The organism is Lysinibacillus alkalisoli (assembly GCF_014643595.1).
In the GTDB taxonomy this organism is placed as follows: Bacteria; Bacillota; Bacilli; order Bacillales_A; family Planococcaceae; genus Metalysinibacillus; species Metalysinibacillus alkalisoli.
The window spans coordinates 62,092-85,777 of sequence record NZ_BMJT01000005.1 but is presented as its reverse complement, the minus strand read 5'-3'; the positions used below and the strand labels follow the sequence as shown (position 1 = coordinate 85,777).

The 23,686-nt window shown below is 36.1% G+C and carries 27 protein-coding genes; 9 read left to right on the top strand and 18 right to left on the bottom strand.

Features of this window, described 5'->3' with window-relative positions:
* The 6 genes from IEW44_RS08640 to hemE all read right to left on the bottom strand — a co-directional run bounded on the left by IEW44_RS08640 (position 1) and on the right by hemE (position 6,588).
* Complete coding sequence (locus IEW44_RS08640; protein ID WP_188614653.1) at positions 1–1,395, bottom strand: sensor histidine kinase; 1,395 nt, start codon at positions 1,393–1,395, stop codon at positions 1–3.
* Positions 1,392–2,072: a response regulator transcription factor gene (locus IEW44_RS08635; protein ID WP_188614652.1), complete on the bottom strand. Its 681-nt coding sequence runs from the start codon at positions 2,070–2,072 to the stop codon at positions 1,392–1,394. Before IEW44_RS08635 ends, IEW44_RS08640 begins: the two co-directional genes overlap by 4 nt.
* A complete protein-coding gene (locus IEW44_RS08630) occupies positions 2,069–3,052 on the bottom strand; it encodes a YncE family protein (RefSeq protein WP_188614651.1) in 984 nt (327 codons plus the stop codon). Before IEW44_RS08630 ends, IEW44_RS08635 begins: the two co-directional genes overlap by 4 nt.
* Positions 3,053–3,165: 113 nt before the next feature.
* A complete protein-coding gene (hemG, locus tag IEW44_RS08625; protein WP_229704199.1) occupies positions 3,166–4,575 on the bottom strand; it encodes a protoporphyrinogen oxidase in 1,410 nt (469 codons plus the stop codon).
* Positions 4,576–4,588: 13 nt separating this feature from the next.
* The gene (gene hemH, locus IEW44_RS08620) at positions 4,589–5,518 is read right to left on the bottom strand and encodes a ferrochelatase (RefSeq protein ID WP_188614649.1); all 930 of its coding nucleotides are present in this window, start codon (positions 5,516–5,518) and stop codon (positions 4,589–4,591) included.
* Positions 5,519–5,538: 20 nt separating this feature from the next.
* On the bottom strand, positions 5,539–6,588 hold the full coding sequence (hemE, locus tag IEW44_RS08615; protein WP_188614648.1) for a uroporphyrinogen decarboxylase: 1,050 nt from the start codon (positions 6,586–6,588) through the stop codon (positions 5,539–5,541).
* Positions 6,589–6,781: 193 nt separating this feature from the next.
* On the opposite strand from hemE, the gene IEW44_RS08610 reads away from it, so the two are divergent.
* The gene (locus IEW44_RS08610; protein ID WP_188614647.1) at positions 6,782–7,294 is read left to right on the top strand and encodes an antibiotic biosynthesis monooxygenase family protein; all 513 of its coding nucleotides are present in this window, start codon (positions 6,782–6,784) and stop codon (positions 7,292–7,294) included.
* Between the two features lie 180 nt (positions 7,295–7,474).
* Here IEW44_RS08610 and IEW44_RS08605 read toward each other — a convergent pair whose 3' ends face one another.
* Both IEW44_RS08605 and IEW44_RS08600 read right to left on the bottom strand, forming a co-directional pair.
* Positions 7,475–8,656: an ABC transporter permease gene (locus tag IEW44_RS08605; RefSeq protein WP_188614646.1), complete on the bottom strand. Its 1,182-nt coding sequence runs from the start codon at positions 8,654–8,656 to the stop codon at positions 7,475–7,477.
* Positions 8,643–9,389 carry an ABC transporter ATP-binding protein gene (locus IEW44_RS08600; protein WP_188614645.1) on the bottom strand — a complete coding sequence of 249 codons (747 nt, stop codon included), beginning with the start codon at positions 9,387–9,389 and terminating at the stop codon, positions 8,643–8,645. Before IEW44_RS08600 ends, IEW44_RS08605 begins: the two co-directional genes overlap by 14 nt.
* Before the next feature lie 103 nt (positions 9,390–9,492).
* Between IEW44_RS08600 and IEW44_RS08595 the strand changes: the two genes are divergently transcribed.
* From IEW44_RS08595 to IEW44_RS08570, 6 genes are all read left to right on the top strand, one after another.
* The gene (locus IEW44_RS08595) at positions 9,493–9,909 is read left to right on the top strand and encodes an HIT family protein (RefSeq protein WP_188614644.1); all 417 of its coding nucleotides are present in this window, start codon (positions 9,493–9,495) and stop codon (positions 9,907–9,909) included.
* A 101-nt stretch (positions 9,910–10,010) separates the two neighbouring features.
* Positions 10,011–10,385, top strand: a complete 375-nt coding sequence (locus tag IEW44_RS08590; RefSeq protein ID WP_188614643.1) for a YtxH domain-containing protein — start codon at positions 10,011–10,013, stop codon at positions 10,383–10,385.
* 169 nt (positions 10,386–10,554) lie between these two features.
* Entirely contained in the window at positions 10,555–11,103 is a 549-nt protein-coding gene (locus IEW44_RS08585) for an HTH-type transcriptional regulator Hpr (RefSeq protein WP_188614642.1), read from the top strand.
* A gap of 74 nt (positions 11,104–11,177) precedes the next feature.
* The gene (locus tag IEW44_RS08580) at positions 11,178–11,723 is read left to right on the top strand and encodes a DUF3267 domain-containing protein (protein ID WP_188614641.1); all 546 of its coding nucleotides are present in this window, start codon (positions 11,178–11,180) and stop codon (positions 11,721–11,723) included.
* A 69-nt stretch (positions 11,724–11,792) separates the two neighbouring features.
* On the top strand, positions 11,793–11,978 hold the full coding sequence (locus IEW44_RS08575; protein ID WP_188614640.1) for a hypothetical protein: 186 nt from the start codon (positions 11,793–11,795) through the stop codon (positions 11,976–11,978).
* 161 nt (positions 11,979–12,139) lie between these two features.
* Complete coding sequence (locus IEW44_RS08570) at positions 12,140–13,099, top strand: peptidylprolyl isomerase (protein WP_188614639.1); 960 nt, start codon at positions 12,140–12,142, stop codon at positions 13,097–13,099.
* 47 nt (positions 13,100–13,146) lie between these two features.
* On the opposite strand, the gene yhaM is transcribed toward IEW44_RS08570, so the two are convergent.
* From yhaM to IEW44_RS08525, 9 genes are all read right to left on the bottom strand, one after another.
* Positions 13,147–14,082 (bottom strand): 3'-5' exoribonuclease YhaM, encoded by a 936-nt coding sequence (gene yhaM, locus IEW44_RS08565; protein ID WP_188614638.1) that lies wholly within the window; start codon positions 14,080–14,082, stop codon positions 13,147–13,149.
* A 5-nt stretch (positions 14,083–14,087) separates the two neighbouring features.
* Positions 14,088–16,751 (bottom strand): ATP-binding protein, encoded by a 2,664-nt coding sequence (locus IEW44_RS08560; protein ID WP_188614637.1) that lies wholly within the window; start codon positions 16,749–16,751, stop codon positions 14,088–14,090.
* An 11-nt stretch (positions 16,752–16,762) separates the two neighbouring features.
* A complete protein-coding gene (locus IEW44_RS08555; RefSeq protein ID WP_188614636.1) occupies positions 16,763–17,959 on the bottom strand; it encodes a metallophosphoesterase family protein in 1,197 nt (398 codons plus the stop codon).
* A 263-nt stretch (positions 17,960–18,222) separates the two neighbouring features.
* Positions 18,223–19,464: an ABC transporter permease gene (locus tag IEW44_RS08550; protein WP_188614635.1), complete on the bottom strand. Its 1,242-nt coding sequence runs from the start codon at positions 19,462–19,464 to the stop codon at positions 18,223–18,225.
* Positions 19,457–20,356, bottom strand: coding sequence for an ABC transporter ATP-binding protein (locus tag IEW44_RS08545; protein WP_188614634.1), 900 nt, complete (start codon positions 20,354–20,356; stop codon positions 19,457–19,459). Before IEW44_RS08545 ends, IEW44_RS08550 begins: the two co-directional genes overlap by 8 nt.
* Positions 20,357–20,413: 57 nt before the next feature.
* Positions 20,414–20,725 carry a hypothetical protein gene (locus IEW44_RS08540; RefSeq protein ID WP_188614633.1) on the bottom strand — a complete coding sequence of 104 codons (312 nt, stop codon included), beginning with the start codon at positions 20,723–20,725 and terminating at the stop codon, positions 20,414–20,416.
* Between the two features lie 12 nt (positions 20,726–20,737).
* On the bottom strand, positions 20,738–21,043 hold the full coding sequence (locus IEW44_RS08535; protein WP_188614632.1) for a DUF2178 domain-containing protein: 306 nt from the start codon (positions 21,041–21,043) through the stop codon (positions 20,738–20,740).
* Entirely contained in the window at positions 21,043–21,246 is a 204-nt protein-coding gene (locus IEW44_RS08530; RefSeq protein ID WP_188614631.1) for a helix-turn-helix transcriptional regulator, read from the bottom strand. Before IEW44_RS08530 ends, IEW44_RS08535 begins: the two co-directional genes overlap by 1 nt.
* A 9-nt stretch (positions 21,247–21,255) precedes the next feature.
* Complete coding sequence (locus tag IEW44_RS08525; protein ID WP_188614630.1) at positions 21,256–21,618, bottom strand: hypothetical protein; 363 nt, start codon at positions 21,616–21,618, stop codon at positions 21,256–21,258.
* Between the two features lie 178 nt (positions 21,619–21,796).
* Here IEW44_RS08525 and IEW44_RS08520 point away from each other — a divergent pair, with 178 nt between their 5' ends.
* A complete protein-coding gene (locus tag IEW44_RS08520; RefSeq protein WP_188614629.1) occupies positions 21,797–21,982 on the top strand; it encodes a YhzD family protein in 186 nt (61 codons plus the stop codon).
* A gap of 42 nt (positions 21,983–22,024) precedes the next feature.
* On the opposite strand, the gene IEW44_RS08515 is transcribed toward IEW44_RS08520, so the two are convergent.
* Positions 22,025–22,594 carry a DUF1269 domain-containing protein gene (locus tag IEW44_RS08515; RefSeq protein ID WP_188614628.1) on the bottom strand — a complete coding sequence of 190 codons (570 nt, stop codon included), beginning with the start codon at positions 22,592–22,594 and terminating at the stop codon, positions 22,025–22,027.
* Between the two features lie 87 nt (positions 22,595–22,681).
* On the opposite strand from IEW44_RS08515, the gene IEW44_RS08510 reads away from it, so the two are divergent.
* Positions 22,682–23,596, top strand: a complete 915-nt coding sequence (locus tag IEW44_RS08510) for a PD-(D/E)XK nuclease family protein (protein ID WP_188614627.1) — start codon at positions 22,682–22,684, stop codon at positions 23,594–23,596.
* Positions 23,597–23,686 lie beyond the last annotated feature (90 nt).

The following is a 23,686-nucleotide window of genomic DNA, read 5'->3' as shown; positions in this document are numbered from 1 at the left end:
TTATAATTCCTCCATTAAAGGTATGTCTACAAAAACTATTGTACCAATTCCAAGTTCACTTTCAAAACGCATTGTTGCATTTAATTGCTTCACTAATTGTTCAACAATGGATAATCCTAAGCCACTTCCACCATCAATACGACTACGCGCTTTATTCACTCGATAAAAGCGCTCCGTAATATGAGGTAAATCCTCTGCTGGTATCCCTTGTCCAAAATCCTTAATTTGAACAGTCACATGAGTTGCTGTTGTCAACATTGTCAGGTGAATAGCTTGCCCCGCTTCTGAATAATTAATAGCATTTTCAATTAGATTAATAAAAATTTGTTTCAATTTTTCTTCATCTGCCATCACAATGCTGTCTTCTTCTACTTGTAGATGTAAAGAGATATTCTTTTTAGCTAAGGCAGGTTGGATTAAGTATTCTACCTCCCGTAACGTCTCTGCTAATGGGATAGGATAGCAGTTTACTTTTTCTGTAGCTTCATTTTCCATGCGTGCTAATTGTAATAATTCATTTGTTAACCGCTCCATGCGATTTGTTTCACGTACGATTAATCGCACCGTCTCTTCTTTATCTTCGTCCTTAATCAAACCATTTTGCATCGCTTCACTATACCCTTTTACATAACTAATAGGGGTACGTAACTCATGAGATACTGTTGCTAAGAAGTTTTTACGCGCTTCATCTTCCTTGTGAATAGAAACTGCCATATCATTAAATGTTTGTGATAACTTGCCAATCTCATCAATCGAGGTAACAGGAACATGGATATCGTAATTCCCCCCTGCCATTTGATCCACTGCTTTTTGTAAATCTCTTAAAGGCCGCATAATATGACGTAGCCCCTTCGACACTAAATAAGCCATAACTAATGAGAAGCCAAATGCACTGCTGAGTAAAGCTAATATTTCTTTATTTGTTAATTCACTGATTTTTGCTAGTGGGAAGTACAAATAAATAATACCCTCTAAGCGATTTTGGTCAACTAAAGGCACCATAACAGAAATTACCTGTCGCTCAAATCGAGGCTCATACCCAATGGTTGAAACATTTTCATTTGCTAATAATTGTTCTCTTTGCTCCACACCAATTAATGCATCATAGTCAATATCAAATGGTACACACGCACTTAATTCACGCGGGTTACGCACCGCAAAAACATTATAGTTAGAATGACTATTATAGATTTCGATATCATCAATTAACTGATCTTCTACTCGGCCGCCCTTATACATTGTTTGTAATTTGACACCGATTTCTTCCATCGAGCGCTCAGCATCAGCTACATATAATTGTAAATATAGAAATTGCGTTAGAAAATACATAAATAACACTGTGAGCACAATAAATGTCACAATAAGAAGCCAAATACGTGTTGCAATGCGCTTCATCGTTTTGGCTCAAAGCGATAACCTACGCCCCATACGGTCTGTATGTATTCGCTTGCTTGTTTACCTAATTTTAAGCGCAATGTTTTAATATGTGTATCCACTGTGCGTGTGCCACCTGCATAATCTAAATCCCAAATGCGTTCTAACAGTTGCTCTCTTGAATAAGCTGTACCAGGATTTTGCATAAATAAATACAATAACTCAAATTCTTTAAGCGTTAATGGCACAACTTTTTCTTCTACATACACTTTACGAGAGGCTTCATCTATTTTAATAGGGTCTATGGCAATATATTTTTGTTGCATTTCTAACGGTGTACCAGAACGACGCAATACCGCATTAATACGTGCTACAAGCTCATCAATCGTAAATGGTTTGACAATGTAATCATCCGCTCCTAGTGTTAAGCCTTTCACCTTATCATCATTAGCATCGCGTGCTGTTAAAAATATAATAGGTACTTTTGACATTTGACGAATGCGAGCACATACTTCAAAACCATTTTCATGCGGCATCATTACGTCTAATAAGATTAAATCTACCTTATGATGTTGTAGTAATGTATATGCCTCACTACCATTACTTGCTGTCAATGTTTCAAACCTCGAATTTTTTAGCATCATTTCAATTAAATTGCGCATATCACGCTCATCGTCCACAATCAACACTTTGGTCACATTGACCCCTCCCTCACCAATAACTTAAATGGTCCTTTATCGACAGGTATCTCTCTTATTATTTCCCCGTTTTGTATCATATATAAAGTATGATCATCATAACCTGCCACAATGACATAGTCTTTAAAAGTGGCAATCGCAAATGGATTAGCACCTACATGCATACGCCAACTTACTTCACCTTTATGATTCACAGCATAAATATCATTGGTACCATGACTTACGGTATAAATAAGCTTTTGGTCTTGTGCAAACTCAATAGGCATAAGAGGCATCTCTATCGTACCGATTAATTCGCCTATTTTAAGATCATATTTTTTAACATAACGGTTTGGTTTAGCGCCTTCACCATGCCCACCAATCCATAATTCATTTGTTTTTTCGGGTACGATTAAACCATTGGCTGATTTATCAATTGACCACTCTTGCTGGATTTGTAAGTGTTCTGCATCGAGAACGGATAATGTCGTATCTTTATAATTAATCACATATAAATTACCCTCATATTCATACATAGACATGGGATAATTACCTACTTTATGTTCAGCAATCAGTTCACCATTGGCATCATATACTTGCACTTGATTTGTTTCGCCATTAGCTACGTAAGCCTTATGATTTTTCACATATATATTAGTAACACCTGTACCTGTTTTAAGGTCATATAAATGCTCACCATCTAAGCCATATACATTTGCTTTTGCTAAGCCAAAACCATATAACACAACCGTATTATCTTGCCACAATGTTGCGCCCGTATATGATTTTTTTAATGGCCATGTTGCCACATTATTACCCTCTATATCAAAAAAAGTAAGCGACGGCTCTTGAATATTTACGGTAGCCATAACGTCCTTATCTGGTACTGCATCAAATGAAGCTTTATTGCAACCGCTTAATAATAGTAATAATCCACTTACTACTGCAATAAATAGGAGTCTTTGCACCATTTTCACCTCTTCATCTTTATCATACTTCATAAATGTGAAGTTTCCATGAAAGACCATAAGTGAATTTAAAAATCTCCTTATATGCTCATAATTCGTTCACATTTTTTAAACATAAAAAAATCGAAGTGCTATTTACACTTCGATCATTCCTTCATTAAAAGTTGCTGTGCTACTTGCTTTCCTTGCGCAATACACTCAGGAATAGATATCCCTTCAAATGAGCTGCCAGCCACATGGATGCTAGGGCATTCTTTTTGTAATATTTGCTTTATTTCTGCTACACGTTGCTGATGACCTACTGTATACTGTGGCATGCCTTTTTTCCATCTTGTAATAACGGTTTGCTGCGGTCTACCTGTGATGTCTGTTGTCTTTTTAAGGTCTTGAAGAACCGTCTCTTCAATCTCCTTATCTGATAACTCCACAATAGTCTCATCGCCAACACGACCAATATAAATTCGCAATAATACTTGCTCTTTATTAGCAGTTAAAGGCCATTTTAAATTGCTCCACGTACATGATGTAATCGCAAAATCACTATTACGAGATACAAAAAAGGCTAGTGCATTCCAATCTAGCGCTTGGTCTTTATGGAAAATCATATTCACGGTCGCCATGGTAGCTGCTGTCATTTGCTGTAACGGTTTTATATGATAGGCGGCTAACAATTGTTCTGTTACGTAAAAGGGTGTTGCTACTACAACTTGGTCTGCCATGACGGGTGCTGTATGACTTAAAACAACTGCTGTTTTCGTTGTTGTTGTTTCAATTCGCTCTACTTTTATGCCTTTCATCACGGTTTGAGGCAGTAGAGCATGTTCCATCGCTTCTACTAATGTTTCTAAACCGTTTGTAAAAGTTTCAAATATACCCTCATCTTCGTTTTTAGACGGAGAGCCATAAAAAATACTTGATTGCTCTTTACGCATCCCTAGTAATAAGCTACGGTGTTGTTGCTCTAGATGATAAAGCTGCGGGAAAGTGGATTGTAAACTTAATTGCTCTACATCACCTGCATAAACACTAGCTAGTAATGGTTCAACTAAATTTTCTACAATTTCAGCACCAAAACGACGACGGAAGAATGGGCCTACAGGTTGATCAATTTTCTCTTTTGTACGAGAAATTACAAAATCGCCTGAAGCACGTATCTTGCCACTAATTGAAAATAACCCTGATGTAATAAAAGATGAGACATGCGGAGCATCGCCAGCCATTAATCGTTCAGGTATGGGATAAAGCTGAGAGCCTACTGCAACATAAGTAGGCCCCAGTTTATTTGCAGTTAGCTGCGAATCAATTTTCAACTCTTTTGCTAACTGATGTATATGCCCTTCACGGTCAAAAAAAGACTCTGGTCCTCTCTCCATAATGACATTGTTTTTACGATAGGTTTGGATCTTGCCACCTAAGCGAAGAGAGGCTTCAATTAACAAGACGTCAATAGGCAAACATTGCTCACGTATTTGCTTTTGTAAGTAATAGGCAGTGGTCAAACCTGTAATACCCCCACCTACGACTACAATTTTGCGTCGTTGCTCTTGATCTGCCATCACTTAAACCACCTTAATTTGTAAGCTTTTTATGAATGGCATTCACCATAGCTTCAATAAATAGTGGGTCTGTATTTGGCATTGCAGGGCGGTAATATTTTGCCCCTAACTCATCACATACGACTTTACATTCGTAGTCATTATCATATAACACTTCTAAATGCTCTGTAACAAAGCCTACTGGTGTATAAACAAAAGAGCGATAGCCTTTTTGTTCATATAGCGTGCGCGTCAAATCTTGTACATCTGGTCCAAGCCATGGGTCTGGTGTTTGTCCTTCTGATTGCCAACCTACTTCTACATTTTTAACGCCTGTTGCTTCTTGAATCAATTTAGCAGTTTCATGAAGTTGTTGTTCATATGGGTCGCCTAACTCTTTTATTTTTTCTGGTAGTGAGTGAGCCGATACAATCAAGCACGCCTTTTCACGTTCTTCATTAGACATTGCATCGAATGTTTCATTCACTTTATTTTTCCAATACTCAATAAAAGTTGGTTCATTGTACCATGACTCTACACAAGTTACTTTTAAATTACCTACTTTTTCAGCCTCTTCTAACACACGGCCATTATACGATTTGATCGAGAAAGTTGAAAAATGAGGCGCTAATACAATAGAAACCGCTTCTGTAATACCATCTTCGTGCATTTGTTTTACAGCGTCTTCAATAAAAGGTTCGATATGTTTTAAACCAATGTATAGTTTATATTCCACTTCATCTTGTACCGTATTTAAATGAGCACAAAGTGCCTCTGCTTGTGCTTCTGTCGCTTTTGCTAATGGCGATATACCACCAATAAACTCATAGCGACTACGCAAGTCCTCTAAATGTTCTGTTGACGGTTTGCGCCCGCGACGGATGTGTGTGTAATAACGTTCAATATCCTCTTCTTTGTAAGGCGTACCATACGCCATAACTAATAAGCCTCTTACTTGTTTCATAGTTTCACCTCATTATAAGTTTAACCGCGCGTTGCGATTTGTTGTGCACTATACTCATGAATAAATGTTGTTAGTCGTTTTAAAGTATCTGGGTTCACTTCTGGGAATACGCCATGCCCTAGATTAAAAATATGACCTGTTGCTAATAAACCTTGGTCAATAATATCTTTTGCACGTGCCTCAATAACAGACCAATCCGCTAATAATAACGCTGGGTCTAAGTTCCCTTGAACAGGCTTATCAATGCCTCTAGCTAATGCTTCTTTAATAGGTAAACGCCAATCTAAACCAACAACATCGATTGGTAAGTCATACCATTCATTAGCTAAATGACTCGCCCCTACACCAAATTGAATAAGTGGTACGTTTAATTTGCGTAACTCGCCAAAAATACGTGTCATTACAGGTTTAATGAATACACGATAATCTTCCACATTCAATGCCCCTACCCAAGAGTCAAAGATTTGGATCGCTTTTGCACCTGCACCGACTTGTGCTGTAATATCAGCAATAATCATATCTGCTAATTTATCCATTAATGCAAACCAAGCTTTAGGCTCTGATACCATAAATGACTTTGTTTTATTATAGTTTTTTGAAGGACCGCCTTCAATCATATAACTTGCTAATGTGAATGGTGCGCCGCCAAAACCAATTAACGGTACTTGTAATTGCTCTTCTGTTAGCATTTTAATCGTCTCTAACACAAACGGTGTATGCTCTTGTGCATCAAAGTCACGTAATTTTTCGATATCAGCCACTGAGCGAATAGGATTAGAAATCACAGGACCAATCCCTGCTTTAATTTCAACATCAATCCCCATGCCTGGTAGAGGTGTCACAATATCTTTATATAAAATAGCCGCATCTACATTGTAATTATCTACAGGTAAACGTGTTACATAAGCACATAACTCAGGTTGCTTTGTAATTTCTTCTAAGGAGTACTTCTTTTTAATTTCACGATACTCCGCTTGTGAACGCCCTGCCTGACGCATATACCATACTGGCGTGTGTGTGACAGACTCACCACGTGCTGCACGCAACAATGTATCATTAAATTTTGTCATGTCTTTCATCCCTTCGTTTTGTATTTACTAGTAACGACAAAATACAGTCCGCTATCAATATAAACACTTTACTACCTGATTGTATAGTGCAAGCGCTTAATTGTCATAGAATTGTTCGTTATGCGCGGTTCTTTTGACAAAATCTAGTCCTATCCTCTTTAATAGAGTTAGCTTTAAAAATGGAGGAGATCGAATGACAAATATTTATTTAACGTCAGGTACGCCTGATTTTATGGAACAGTTACGCAATCGTTATCCAAATGAAGATATGGTCGTTTTATACGGTGAAGGTAATGCTGTACTTGTGCATGAAACAACAGGCGATACCGTTTTTCAAACACCGCGCAAATTTGAAGTGATTGACAGTATTGGTTCATTAGAGGGTACGGGCTATTACGTTTTAAATAATATTCCTGTAACAGATGAAGGCCGCCCTACTTTTGAACACCGCTTCTTAAATCGTAAAGGCGTTGTAGAGAATGAGCCTGGCTTCGTTGCCTTCCGCTTATTGCGCCCGCTTGATGATGAGACTTATATCGTTTTAACTGAATGGGCTGGCCCTGAGTCATTTAACGCATGGCGCACATCTCAGTCATTTAAAAAGTCGCATGGCGAAAAACCTGCTAACGCTGCACCACCGACTAATATTTTTGCAGCTGCTTCTTATGTAACAACTTATACTACTGCAAAACCTGAAGAAGAATAAATCGCTAACATTCAAAAAACGAGGCTGGGACAAAAGAAAAAATGTGAGAAGATTTTAAAAATCCTCTCACATTTTTTTGGTTTTCAACGCATTTAATTAATAAAATAGCTAAGGAAATTAATAAGCGAGTTTTATATTTTCTCAAAAAATCGAGTTATGTCCCAGCTTCATTTTTCTTTATTATTTCATCATTTTTTGCGTAACGAACCCTACTGTTACTATAATAATACCTGTAATATAAAAATAAGGTTGCCACATATGACTTACCATGACAATAACCGCTTGTAAGATGATAATGAGCCTTACCACACTTGTTGCTGCTTGTTTACGTGCCCAGTCTGGTAAAGGATATAACATATCCATACGAAATGCCCCTGCTTTTGTGAGCGCCTGTTGCAATTGAATGGCTGTAGCAAAAGCTAAAGCACCCGCCATAATAAAACGCACCATCGTAATATCGACAAAGGCCGCAACCAAAGCTGAGATGACTGTTAAACGGAGCCATAAATAAAAGTGATCATTTGTGCGGATAAATGTACGCCACACGAGATAGTGTTGTGCCTTTTTTTGTTGGTATGGTACAAGGCGATAGCTCATATCTAACCATTGACGTCGACGTACAGCACCTCTCAGATGTGGGACATCCGTAAAATAATTGGCAAAGCGATAAAAACGCATCATACGATTCTGTTCAATCGTAATAAAATGCTCATAAGGCACAGGCAAACCATACATCTTCTTTTTTAGCCATATGAGATAAACTAGCTGTAGTAAAAATAGACAAACTGTCACATAATACCAGCCATTTAAATATGTCATTACGGTAAATCCACTACCTATAAAACGCAATAAACGGTCTAGCCAAATCAAATCTCCTCTTGTCACATAACGGTAAGCGAACTCTATTTGTACATGAAGATATTTTAAAACAATTACAATACCTAAACCTAACCAAATCATTTGAATCGTTATGGGAGAAACAACTTTCAAAAGTGGAATAGCTGCTATATACAAAGCAATGCTAATCATAATCTTTGAGAAGAAGGTAAACTGATTTGCTGCTGAGAAGTAGCTAGGCATCTTTTCTTCTAATGGTAATAAATAAACAGCATCTGGCTCCTTTAATAAGGTGACTGGATGGCTCCATGCAATCGCAAAACCGAGTATGCCGCCCATCACCCATGCCACTGGAAAATCAGATGTTACTACTTTTAGCCATTCGCTGTATTGATAACCGCCAGCTCCCAATAAAAAGACAATCACTATAGCAATATGCCCTGTAAAAATAAAACGCATGTATTTTTGTAGTTCACTACTATAATGGGCAAGGCGCAATTGCCATATCTGTTTAATGTGTTGCATGGTCCTGCTCCTTAGCCATCACAATATAAATATCATCAAGCGTTGCATCTGGCATATGAAATATAGCTCGTAACTCGTCCATCGTTCCTTGTGCACGTACACGCCCCTCATGCAAAAGGATAATTCGGTCACAATAGCGCTCTGCTGTTGACAAAATATGCGTAGACATTAAAATACTTGCACCTTCTTGCTTTTTAACATTCATTTGATCAAGTAAAGACTGTATACCTAATGGGTCAAGGCCTACAAATGGCTCATCAATAATATAGAGTGGTGGGTCTACTAAAAATGCACACATAATCATCACTTTTTGACGCATACCTTTAGAAAAATGGGAAGGAAACCAATTGAGGCGGCGTTCCATTCTAAATTCTTTTAATAGTAAGGCGGAACGCTCTTTTAATGTTAACTCATCTAAACCATATGCCATTGCCGTTAACTCAAGATGTTCTTTTAATGTTAATTCATCGTACAAAACGGGAGTCTCTGGTATATAAGAGAAAGAGGTGCGATACTTCTCCATATTTTCCTGTAAAGTCACACCGTTTAAATGTACGTCGCCACTTTTAGCGAGTAATGTGCCAATAATATGTTTAATTGTTGTACTCTTTCCAGCGCCATTTAGCCCAATTAAGCCAACAAGTTCGCCTTTATTTAATGAGAAACTGACATCTTGAATTACTGGTTTTCTTGTATAACCACCTGTAACTTTTGTTAATTCCAAAATCGCCATGCTATTCATCTCCTGTTCTTTGTTCATTTTAACAAAATTAGCCGAAGTGTTCAGTTATTTATATGTTAGAATGTAAATAATTAATTGGAGGAGGGATTTTTTTATGAATGATTGTATTTTTTGTAAAATTATAAATGGTGACATCCCAAGTATTAAAGTATATGAAGATGAACAAGTCTATGCTTTTATGGATATTACCCCTTTATCAAAAGGTCATACTTTACTTATCCCAAAACAACATGTTCAAGACTTACTAGATATGCCTGCTGAATTAGCCAGTCATCTATACCGTGTCGCACCGATCGTAGCTAAAGCTATATATAATGCTTTTACACCAGACGGCATGAATACCTTAAATAATAACGGAGCAGCAGCAGGTCAAACTGTATTCCATTATCATTTACACTTTATTCCTCGCTACGGTGAAGAAGGTCTAAAATGGGTTTGGGAAACAACACAGCCTTCTCAAGAACAACTCCAAGCAGCTGCACAAGCTATTACAGCCCAATTAAATGCATAATCATTGCACTGATAAAGCAATAAACTTTATCAGTGTTTTTCTTTTCTCTTCATAGAAATATCGGTATGATAGAGATAATCGAATTTATGGAGGAATGTCACATGAAAGTATCAAAATTTATTTTTGGTTTAACAGCTGGTATTGTAGGAGGTTTAGCCGTTGCGTCTCTAACCGCTCCACAATCTGGACAACAGTTACGTAACACATTAAAAACAAATTCTACTCATTTACGTGAACGTATTGCTGATACACGTTTTGAAGCGAACAATGTTAAGCAGTCCATTAATGAGTTCACTTCCGTTGCAAAGAATAATATCCCTCAAATAGTAAATGAATTAAAAGAAACTTTACAACGTTTCCAAAAAGAGATTGAACCTTCAAAACAAAATTTACAACAAGAAATTAGCGTGTTGCAACAATCTATAGGCGAAATCGAGAAAAATGTTAGTGAATTAAAAGAAAAAACACAAAAATAAAAATAAAACTTTGTACCCACAAACCACATGTATATAGTATTTAAATGATTTGAATGCCGTTATAATTGATATTTTTATAGCGTCATTCATTTTTTTTATTTTTCTAACTTTAAACTTTTTTCCTTTATTGCTATAATATTTTAAAATGCATTTAAGAAAGTAGTAGGTGATGGCTATGTCAGATGAGTTATATACAAAAAAAGAGGCAATGCTTTACAGTCAGCGCATTGCACAACTATCAAAAGCGCTGTGGAAAGCAGTGGAGAAAGATTGGCAGCATTGGATTAAACCATATGACTTAAATATTAATGAACACCATATTTTATGGATTTCCTATCATTTGCAAGGAGCCTCTATTTCCGATGTAGCGAAATTTGGCGTAATGCATGTGTCTACAGCCTTTAACTTCTCAAAAAAACTTGAAGAACGTGGGTTATTATCGTTTTCCAAACGTGATGATGATAAACGCAACACGTATGTGGAGTTGACCACTGAGGGGAAAAACTTAATTTTAGAACTGAATGCAAATTATCATAATACACAACATGCTGTATTAAATGGCTCTTTAGCTTTAAAAGATTTATATGGACGCTTCCCAGAATTTTTAGATGTCATGGCTGTCATTCGTAATATTTATGGCGAAGATTTCATCGATATTTTTGAACGTTCCTTCCAAAACTTTAGAGAATCCTTTGACCGTTTAGAAGAGAATCAATAATAAAAAAGGAATGTAACGCGATCTACGCTTAACATTCCTTTTTTTCTTTTCTATAATAGTGAAGAGGTGATGACATGCACTGCTGGAAAATTTTAAATATTTATAAACAATACGGCTCGCCACGCATCGTTTTGTGGTCTGCTATTGCGTTTGTATTAACGCTTTGTGTTAGCTATTTAACACTTGGGTTTATTTTTAGACCATCCTTTACTGACCATTATTTTATAGTATTTGCAACGCTATTTATTTTTTTATATCCCATTCATAAATTCATTCATTATCTTACCTTAATTCAACATAGAGATGATATTGAATTGCAATTTAAAAAAATGTATGGTTATGTGCCAACTATTCATTTACAAATAAAAGAAATATTACCTAAGCAAGTATATTTACGCACACGACTAGCACCTTTTATCGTCATTAATCTAGTCTTAGTGATAACGATGTGTTTCTTTCCCCAGTTTATTCATTATGGCTCTATTTTACTCGCTACACATATGAGCATGTGTGTGATTGACATTTTATATGTAAAAAATGTCATCCATTCGCCAAAAGAGGCACAAATTGAAGAAACACCACGTGGCTTTGAAATTTTAGTACCACCACATGTAAAATAGTAGAACATACTTGTTTTTTAATTCCTATATTTGATATTCTATAACAAGTAGAAGAGGGGAGGAATAGATTTGTTAATTGCTTCTATAATTCTATTCTCAATTATTTATTTGTTCCAAATTAATCGTTTAACACATACGTTGTGTGAACGTAAAGAAATCCCTGAGGAAAAACAACCTAAAATTTATCGTACGATTAACGTACTTATCACTATTTTATTGTTGAATTTTTACTTAGAGGTTGTTACAGCAATGTAAACATGTAAGAGCTATTTAAGGCATTTTCTTAATAGCTCTATTATTATGTGTATCTACCCTTTTATATTTCCATTTTTTACGAGGGAACTATTTTAGTTTTGATATCGTTTATGTTATAGTGTAAATTGCATGAAATGAACAGTTGGGAGAGAAAAAAGTTTATGAAAAAAACCATTTTGTCCGTTACTTTAGCAGCTTCAGTATTAGGTTTAGCAGCATGTAGTGGTGGCGACGATAAAACAAATCTCGTTACTTCAAAGGACTACGGGAATATTACAACTGCTGAATTTAACGAGGCTTCACACGAATTAACTGGCCCTTACGTACTTAAACAGTTAATGTTAGAAAAAGTATTGGGTGAAAAATATAAAGTTGAAGATAAAGATCTTGACGAAGCAATGAAACCTGTAAAAGAGCAGTATGGTGATGATTTTGAAGCTGAACTGGCTAAAAACGGTCTTACTGTTGAAGGCTTCAAAAAGACATTACGTTTACAATTAATGCAAGAAAAATTATTACAAGATAAAGCTGTTGACGAAGCAGAAGTGAAAAAAACATATGAGCAAGGTAAATATGAGTTAAAAGGTCGCCATATTTTGGTGGAAGACCAAGAAACAGCTGACAAAGTAATGAAAGAATTAAAAGATGGTAAAAAGTTTGAAGATGTAGCGAAAGAATACTCTACAGACCCAGGCTCAAAAGATAAAGGTGGCGACTTGGATTGGTTCCAACAAGGCACAATGGTACCTGAGTTTAATGACGCAGCTTACGAATTGGAATTAAATAAAGTAAGTGAACCTGTTCAATCTTCATTCGGTTTCCATATCATTGAAATCACTGATAAACGTGAAGTAAAAGACTACCCTAAATTTGAAGATAAAGAAAAAGAAATCCGTGAAGGCATCTTAGCCGGTTTAACACAATCTGGTGAAGCTGGTGCACTTCTTGAAGAGCTTCAAGGTGAGCTATTAAAAGAGGCTGGCTTTAAAACAGATGATAAGCTATTAAAAGAGTCTTTAAACATCTATAATACTGTTGGCGAAGAAGACAAAGCTGATGATAAGAAATCAGATGATAAAGAAGAACCTAAAGCCGATGAAAAAGATAAAGAAGAAAAATAATAATAAAAGCGTAAGAAGAGCTGGGCTCTTCTTACGCTTTTTGTATATTATTCAATTGTTGGCTTATAAAATGAACGGTTTTCAAATGCAAAGAGGCGCTCTGTAAAGCTTCCTGCTTCCGTTTGACGCATCACGCGATTTAACATATTCATCTTTGCATCAATGTTATCAATATAATGTAAGATTTCTGCTTCCATTAACATTGGTTTTTTAGGGCTTCCCCATTCTTCTTTACCGTGATGCGATAACACCATATGTTGGAGTAAAACAACTTCTTCTCCCTCAATGCCAAGATTTTTCGCGGCTTCAGCAATTTCTGATACCATAATAGTAATATGGCCAATTAAATTACCTTCTACAGTATAATGCGTGCCTACAGGGCCTGATAATTCCGTAACTTTACCAACATCGTGTAAAATAATACCTGCATACAATAAGTCGGTATTTAATGTTGGATATAATGTGGCGATGGATTTACCTAAATTCAACATAGATACGACATGATCAATTAATCCTGACGCATAGTCATGATGATTACGCATAGCTGCTGGATAAACAAGGAATTTGTCCTTATGTGCTTCTAAAATATAACGCGTAATGCGTGCAATTTTAGGGTTTTTAATTTCGAATAAGTATTGAATTACCATCTCATATAATTGTTCTTTTGGTGTCGCTGATGATGGTACTAAATCAGTAATCGTTACCCCTTCATCTTCTGCTACACGTATCGCTTTTACACGCAATTGCTTCTTACCGCGGTAGTCGTGGATTTCACCCCCAACAAAAACAATGGTCCCTGCTTGATACATCTGCTCTTGTTCCTCTTTTGTATCCCAAAGTTTAGCTTCAATATCACCACTCTTATCTTGTAAAAGTAGTGACATAAATGGCTTACCTACTGTTGTAACACCTGAACTTGCTTGCTTAATTAAAAGATGTTGATTTACAGCTTCGCCTACTTGTAATGTTGTTATACCTGTCATAACACTTACTCCTCTCCTAGCTTAATCATTTCTGTATCTTGCCATGATGTTGACTGACAAGTAAAGTAAATAACTTGGCGTTTTTGACTCAATTCTCGTATTAATTGTAACATGTGTTCGTAGCGGTTTCGATCAAAATGAACAAATGGATCATCCATAATAAAAGGTAATGGGGCATTCGTTAATGTATTAGCTAATGCAAAGCGCAATGCCACATATGCTTGTTGTTTAGTAGCTTGTGATAACTCTGACATATGAAAGCGACCATGTGCACCCTCAACTTCGAAATACCCACTATTATTAACAAATAGCTTTGTATATTGTGTATTAGTTAAGTACGTAAAATATTTTGTAGCATCTCGTAATACTTGTGGCAATTTCTCTTCACGTAGCTTGGTGAAGGTTTCTTCGATGGCGATTTGCACGGCACGCTCAGCCATATATGCTTTAGCTTGTTCGGTGAATGCTGCAAGCTTATCTTCATACTGTTGTAACAACTCGCCATACGTCTCATCATTGATTGTATGTTCGAGCCATATTTTTAATTGTGCTTGCTCTTCTAATGCCACTTGCATAGCATCATCTAACTGCGCTTGCTCTTCTGCTAATTGCTCTAGCTTTGCTTGAATGGTGACATAATCTAGTGTAGGTGGCTCTGTTATTGTAATTTGTTGATCAATTTCGAATAAACGTGTGTTTATTTGCTCAGTTTTATGCCATATTTCAAAAGCTTGAAAGACTTCATCAGCATTCAATTGTTTCATGCGAAGCCATTCCCTTTGCCATGCTTCATGATCGGTAATAGTTTGTGATAACTGTTCAAGCTCCTGATCAATCGCCTTAATACGTGCTTTTGCCTCTGTAAATAACACATATTTTCTCTGCCATTCTTCCACTTGTGTGCGCAGTTGAGCATAACTGTACTCTTTAATTAACGCTTGATCGATTACTTCTTCAATTTCTGCGATTAACTGTGCTTGTTCTTGACGCTTTTGTGCTAACCATATATCTTTTGTGTGTAATGTTTCTGCTGCTTCTTGCAAAGCCCTCACACGTTTAAATAAATCACTCATTAGCCCGCGGTCTGTAATAGGTGTAATAAAAAATCGTTGTAAGACTTCTTGTAAGGCATTTTCATAAGTTAATTGTTGTTGCTCTAGCTGTTTAATCTCTTCTTGCATATTCACGTAACGCTGTTTGGTCATTTCAATTTGCTGTTCAACAAACTGCTCAGGTGTTGCCTTTAAGCGCTGTAAAAATAAATAAATGAATACAAGTACACAGGCTACACCTGCGATAAACGTAAATATATTTTGCCATAGTGCTGACATAATAAAAAATAAAATAGCACCAAATGCAGCCACAAATTTTACAAATTGTATTTGACGTGTACGTTGTTCTCGCTCTTGATTGCGTCGCTTGCGAATGCCTTCTGTATCCGTTGTCGCTTCTAACTTCTCTAGTTCCTTATGCAAATCATTTAGACTGTGTAGCTTTAAAGAAACTTGGTCATCTACCTTTTTTACATCTTGTAGCATTTGCGAGAATTGTTCTTCTTGTTGCAGTGACACATTTTGACTTAACAATTGCTGTTGTGTATCAAAGTCCTGAATACCTAACAATCGAAATTGCTTTGCATTCTCACGTTCTAGTGTATAAATCTCTTCTTCTAGTCGTGTAATGGCACTTGTGTTTTGATGCCATGTTGACTCCTTAGCTAATAATTCTTTAGCTCTTTCATAGAGGTCTTCATCAAATTGTAAATCGGTTGACTTAATAGCACGTTCTTCTTGTAATTGTTTAATACGTAACTGCATTGTAAAAACATCATCTCTTATATGGGTATAACGTTTTTCATCTTCTAATGTAAAATCATATTGAGGGAGTTTTTCTAGATTTTGTTGCAGTTTTTGCTGTTCAATCAATAATGGCAACTGTTGTTGTAATAAGGTGTAATCCTGCCATTGTCGCTGTAATGTCTGTTTGGTTACTTGCTGTGTAGCAATCTCTTCACTTATAACTTGTAGCTGTGCTTCTTCTGTTGCATATTGTTCAATTTTCCGTTTATATTGTTTAATATTTTGTTCAAGCTCTTTCAATTGGTCTAATTGGCGATTCATAATAGGGGTCTTGCCACTTTTTTTATACCGTTCTTGCGCCTGTTTTTCTAATATACTTGTCGCTCGTGTTAGCTGGCTAACACCTGTTGTACCAGAGGCTAATAGCACTTGTGTCAGCGCCTCTTCGGATAAGGCCTCAATACCTTGTAACTCTTGTGACGAAAAGGCAAAGATAGCTAATAAACTCGCTTTATTGTATCCATATAATAATTGCGCTAAAAAATCTTCATCACAGATTGTCCCATCTTGTAAGGTAATCGTTACATCACCAGTCACTTTCGTTCCTCTTACACGTGCAATTGTACAAACACCATAATCGGGATGTTTAATCGTAATGGTGCCACCATATTTATGTCCATTTTTAGGCTCATAATTTTGTTGCTTTTGATTTTTAGTAGGGAAACCATAAAATATGTGTAAAATAAATTGTTGTAAAGTCGTTTTCCCTGCTTCATTCTCCCCATAAAATACATTCAATCCATCTGTTAATGTGATTTGTTTATCTTGATGTTTGCCAAACCCATAAATAGTTAATGCTAATAATTGCACCTTCACTCACCTCACTTATTGCGCATTGTTTGTAAAAAGGTTTCTTTTACTTGTGCTTTCATCTCATCTATTTGAATGGTTTGATACTGTGGTAAAAAGCGTGTGACGTTGGCTTGTTGATAAAGTTCACCTAGTACTTCTTGCCAACGCTCCTCATCCCAATCGTCAATGAGTGCAAGAACTTGTTCAGATGCTTTAGTTAAAGCTTCTTTAGGAGCGTCACATGTTACACTCGCAACCCAAACCATCGGCGTCTCATCTGCCTCACTCTCTCTTAGTAACGCTAACCATTCCATAGGAGAAGTTTGCTGCCATAACGCATGACCTTCCTCTGTTAAATTAGTAATCCGTAACTCTACAATTGCTGCACCTTGTGAACGTACTGTTTGTAATGCCTTATGACAAATAGCCGTAACATCATTAGCATATCTTATTGGTGTACCATCCATCACCACTTGTTCATAACGTACCACATCTGCACGTATAAATTGATAGTGGCACTCGTCATCTTGTAAATGTACATCGTAAAATCCTTTTTCACCTTGTTCTTTTCTATGCCGACTTTGAATATTACCTGGATAAATAATAGGTGGTGTTTCATGTAAAATTTGTCGCTTATGGATATGCCCTAATGCCCAGTAATGGTATTTTTTATTTAATAAGCTTTGTTTGGTGAAAGGTGCATATACATCATGTGATTCATCTCCTGCCAAACTACCATGCAACATGCCAATATGAAGTCCATTTTGTTGTGCTACGGGGTACTCGTCAATCATTTTCTGCTTAATATGGCGCTCTGGATAACTAAAGCCATGAATATAAATGACCTCATCATTAATATGTAATTTCTTAGTCTCTACTTCGTTTCCTAACACATCTACATTTGATGGCAAGTTAAAGCGCACCCATTTCCCACCTAGATGGTCATGATTGCCATAGCTAATAACAGCTCTAATATTCGCTTTTTGTAATCGTTGCATACCATCTACAAAGTATTTTTGCGCTTGTAAACTACGATTTTCACCATCATAAATATCGCCAACAATTAACACCATATCCACTTGTTGCTCAATAGCATACGTTATCATATTATTAAACGCTTCAAATGTGCTATTCCGAATCATTTTTACTAGATGATCTGGTAAATTGCTCAGCCCTTTAAATGGGCTGTCCAAATGCAAGTCTGCCGCATGCAAAAATCGTACCATCTTTATCACTCCTCTTTCTTATTATACAAAAGACGTACAAGCTGGTGTTAAAAGTTCCACTAAGGTGTACTAAAAGGAGAGGGGGTGACATGATTTTAAATATATGAGGTATTCATTTAAGAAGTATGTTTCTTTATAAAATCCGCAAAATAGCTTAGATACTTTATAATTAGCACTCTAGTAGAAACGATAGCAACTCGTTACATTCATTAAAAAACGACAAACTAACAGATGTTAGTTTGCCGCTTTCACTTATAAAGTGGTTATTCCTTCCCTAATTGAATGGCTTTTTTAATATCTTTTAATGAGCGAGATGGCCCATACATCAGTACGCCACCACGGTAAACACGTGCACCTATCCAACCTAGTAAACCGATTGTCACAACCATAATAGCAATAGCTAATAGTGGCTCCCAAACGGGTAAGTCTAATAAGCCAACACGTAAAAACATCACTAATGGTGTGAAGAATGGGAAATAAGAAGCCCATTTGATATATGCCAACTCTGGGTTTCCTAAACCAGACATCGTAATGATAAAAGCAATTACAATTAATATTGTCATTGGCATCATCATTTGCGATGCGTCTTCTGTACGGCTAATAATTGAGCCTAGTAAAGCCGCTAACATAGCATATAAGAAATAACCTAAAATAAAGAAGATCACACAATATACGAGTGTCATTGGGCTGACATTGTCAAACTTAAACAATTCTCCTATGGTGCCTACACTTTTATTTGTTGTAAAGGCAATATATGCTGCTATACCTAATACACTCATTTGCATCATCCCTAATAGACCCATACCAAATACTTTGGCAAACATATGCTTTACTGGCGATACACTTGAAATTAAGATCTCCATAACACGCGAAGACTTTTCATTGGCTACATCTGTCATAATCATGCCAGAATACATAATAACAGTCATATAAATTAAAAAGGTTAAAATATATACTAATACACTGGCTTGCCCTAATTCTTCATCTGATTTAACGGATGTTGAAATATTCTTTTCATCAAATGCAATTGGCGTAAAGAGTGTTTGCACTTCTGCAGGTGTTAATGATAATTTTTCTGTTTGTTTTGCTGTTTGTATAACATTTAACGCTTCTTCTAATACTACGGCATTATCATCCATCATTTTATTCGTTTGATAAGTGACGGCTATCATATCATTTTCATCTACTGTAATAGTAGCAAATGCTTCAATCTTCTCGTCTTTCACTTCTTTTATTAATGCTTCATTTGATTTTTCACTACGTTTTATTTCAATATCTTTATCCTTTACTTGCTCCACTAACGTTTGATAAAGAGTATCATCTGCCATCACCACGACTAATTCATTCGCTGTATCTCCACCCATGTTTGAAAAAGTATCCACAATCTTAGATAAGTTTGCCATTACGAACACCGCTAGTATCATAACAATGGATGTAATAATAAACGGCTTAGTCTTCACTTTTGACATAAAAGTTTGTTGAACAATTATCCAAAAATCACGCATGTTCTTTCCCCACCTTTGCTACAAAAATATCGTGCAATGAAGGTTCTTCAATTTCAAAATGTCGAATAGGCCCATAATGTAAAGCACGTGTTAATAATTCATTAGCTACGGCTTCTTGTTCAATTTGGAATACGGCTCCTTCAACAGACTTTGTCATATGAGATACCCCTGGCACTTGCCCTAACTCTGTTAAATCAAAATCGGATTTAATACGTACATTTTGTTTGCCAAAACCACGCTTCACATCACGCAAACTACCTTGTACAATTTGTTGACCATGTGTCATGATGGATAATTCTTCACATAATTCTTCGACATGGTCCATGCGGTGACTAGAAAATAAAATCGTAGCCCCATCGTTTCTAAAGTCTAAAATAGCTGATTTTAACATTTCGACATTTACAGGATCCAGCCCTGAGAATGGCTCATCTAAAATTAACAATTTAGGCTTATGTAATAAAGACGCAATGACTTGAATCTTTTGCTGATTCCCTTTAGATAATTCTTCAACCTTTTTTTTGCGGTATTGAGGGATATCAAAGCGGTCTAACCAATACGTAATTTGTTGTTTAGCATCTGCCACATTCATACCACGTAACTTACCTAAAAAAATTAATTGGTCTTCCACTTTCATCTTAGGATACAGACCACGTTCCTCAGGTAAGTAACCAATTTGAGAACTAGTAGCATAGGAAATTGTTTTACCATGCCAACCTATAGCGCCTTCATTTGGCGTTAATAAGCCTAGTATCATACGAAAGGTTGTCGTTTTGCCTGCCCCGTTTGCACCTAATAAACCATACATCTTTCCCTCACCAATGGTGATATTTAAATTATCTACAGCGGTAAAATCACCGAATCTTTTCGTCACGGATTTTATTTCTAACGTCATAGTTATTCACTCCTTTAATTCATATACGAACGACTCATACTTTTGTTTCATTTTTTCCTAATTTTTTGCATTAGCACGGATAGCGCCAATTAGATAGCCCATTTGGTGTGCAATCCAGAGAAATGTAATGACAAAGAAGGCACTACCAATAGGTTCTGTTAAAAGAATATAAATCCACGCTATAATAATAGCGCCTGTTGTCACTTGCCAACCTGTAGAACGTGCATACACTTGTATCGTTATGTACCTCTCGTCATAAGCACGCTTCTTTTGTAGTATGCGCTTTTGGATAAATAACGCAGCGAAAACGATGAGTAAACCTAAAGGCAAACCTATTATAAATGTTAACCAATTAAAACCTTCATACATCACAATACCTCCTTATACCTCTCTTTTCATAATCGCGAAAATAATACCTTTAATTAAAATACTAACAACATACACCGTAGCAATTAACATAAATGCTTCATTATGTAATGTTTTATGGTGGATAATAGCATACAGTGCTGCCATGATCAGCAGTATAATAGTAATGCCATATGTGATAGCATTTGCTTTTTGATTGATTTGTTGATAGCGCTCATCAAATCTCCGTTTTCTTTTACCCATATAATACCATACTACTACTATAATCGAACTCACTATAATACCTACTAGTAAGCCGCCATAAAAGCTGCTCATTTCCATTATGCTTCACCCTCTTCAAAATCAAATAATTCTTCTATTGTACATTCAAAAATCTTGGCAAGTTGATAAGCTAAAAGTAAAGAAGGATTATAGCGCCCTTTTTCGATAGAGATGATCGTTTGCCTTGATACATCTACTAACTCTGCCAATTCATCTTGCGTCATTTTATAGATTGTACGCTTCTCTTTAATATGATTCTTCACTGTGCCACCTCACATTCTACGTGTTAACACTAACAATGCCACATACATAATCAACATAGAAGTTGTCATAAACAAAGAAATAAAAGTTTGTAAGCGCATGGTAACGACTTCAAGTGTGAAAGCGATTTGGCTGATAAATAAAATCACCATCATTGCGATACATGTAATCCCTAAACTCTTCCAGCGTATGTAACGACTTCGCTCATCTTTTTTAGCTAGGTGGTCATTTAAAAGTGGCATAGTACCACAGATCACAAGTAACAAAAACAAAGTGTATAACTCTTGATCGATAGAGCCCGCCAACATTTTTATTATAACTACTGCTAAAAATATACTACCTAGCAGAGAAAACAGATAATTTTTTTTCTTCATTCTTCTTCCTCCTTTTTAAATAATTAACACTGCGTATCAAAAACTTATGTACAAATTATTGTAAAGGAAACTTTACGTAAAGCTTACTTTACATTTCACATAATGTCAAGGAAACTTTACTTATCTTTTGTAAAAAATCTAGTATACTAAATACATCAAGGGAGAAAGGGTGAGCATTATGGATGTATACAAAATTACAGCATTTAAGCCATCAGGGGAATTAGTAGTAGACGAGAGTTTTGAGGCTGAAAATGATGACGCAGCAAAAGATGTTGGAGAACGTAAACTTGCTGATTTAGGCGTGCTTGAATCAACTCATCGTGTTGTTTCACCACGAGGCAAACTTATTTTATTCCACGTTTAAATATAAAAAGCGATACGACAATATGTCGTATCGCTTTTTATATTAGGCTTCCTTTTCTTCATCATTATGTGTAAATTTATCTTTAATCCAGTGCTTACGCGCTTCGCGTTTCAAAGCTTTCTCGGCTTGTCGCGCTTCTTCAATTTCAGCTTCAACTGCTGCTGCTGAGAATCTTACAACCTCGCCACCAAACTCTTCTTTTACTAATTCATCAATCACATGTTCTGTAAACTCTGAGGCAATAGCTAATACACCGACTGTCTCTTCTGTTAAAACACTAGATGTTTGTTTAAATGTTGAAATAGCACCTTTCACTTCATCAATATCACTAATATTCCCAATAATTGAACCTGTTGTCCACCCTAATAACATACCTAATGGACCACCTAAAATCCCTACAAACGCCCCAATTAAACCACCTGCAAAGAAACGGTCACTACCTGTTAAATCAATAGCATCTTGAACGAGAAAACCTTGGTCTTTAGCATTTTCAACTACTGCTAATTGTTCGATCTCTACTTTACCTTCAGCGTGCAATACTTTTAGTTTCGAAAAAGCCTCATATGCTTGGCTATTTTCTTTAAATGTCATGATAATTACGCGTTTTTCCATGTATAGCATCTCCCAACATTCATTTTGCCTCTCCATTGATTTGAGGTTACAATTATTTTAGCATAAATTGTTAGGAGGTTACTAATTATGGCTTTTGACTATCGACCTTTTCCTGATTTTTCTTGGTCATATTCCCGTCACAAAACATTTATTCATTGTAAACGTCAATATTATTACACATACTATGGAAGTCATAATGGCTGGCTACAAAATAGTGATGCTACTGCAAAATTATTATTTCGGCTCAAGAAAATGCAGACGTTACCATTAGCCTTTGGCGAAATCTTACATGATATTTTAGCTAAAGCCATGACATTTCTCATAAAATACGGTGAACTTCCGCAAACAGAAGAAATGATACAATATGCAAAAAAGGCATTGAATATCAAATACCAAACAAGTACGAAACAACAACATTTATGGATAAAACGTCCCTCAAAACATCCTATTTTTCAAGAGCTTTATTATTTTAAACAATTAGATACTGCAGCTATCCACTATTACAATACATTACTACCACGTATTATCCATCACTTTATGATGAGTCCTACAGTGAAAGATTGTGCAACACAGATCGTTGAAGTCAAACAGCTAGAAGATTTCAATTACATGATGTTACAAGACATTAAAGTTTATGTAGTGCTTGATTTTCTCTCTGTTAAAGATCATATTTGGCATATTACAGACTGGAAAACAGGCAAACCATCTGAAGATGACCGCGAGCAATTGATGTTATATGCGCATTATGTACATCTGCATTACGGTGTCCCTTATGATAATATACAACTACATATTGAATACTTAGCACAAGGCACTACTACATCCTTTCATGTCGATGCTTATTTGTTAAATAATATCTTATATACGTTTAAACAAAGCAGTCAACATATGAAAGGTTATATGGCTGATATTATCCAAAACGAACCGTTAGACGTAATCGATTTTGAACAAACGAAAACAACACAATGTCAGCATTGCAACTATTATGAATTATGTTATTAACAGCATCTAATTACGTATTTACAAGTATAGACGGTTGCAAGAGACATTATATCGCTTCAAGTAAAAATGGTAGAGAGATATACTATCCCT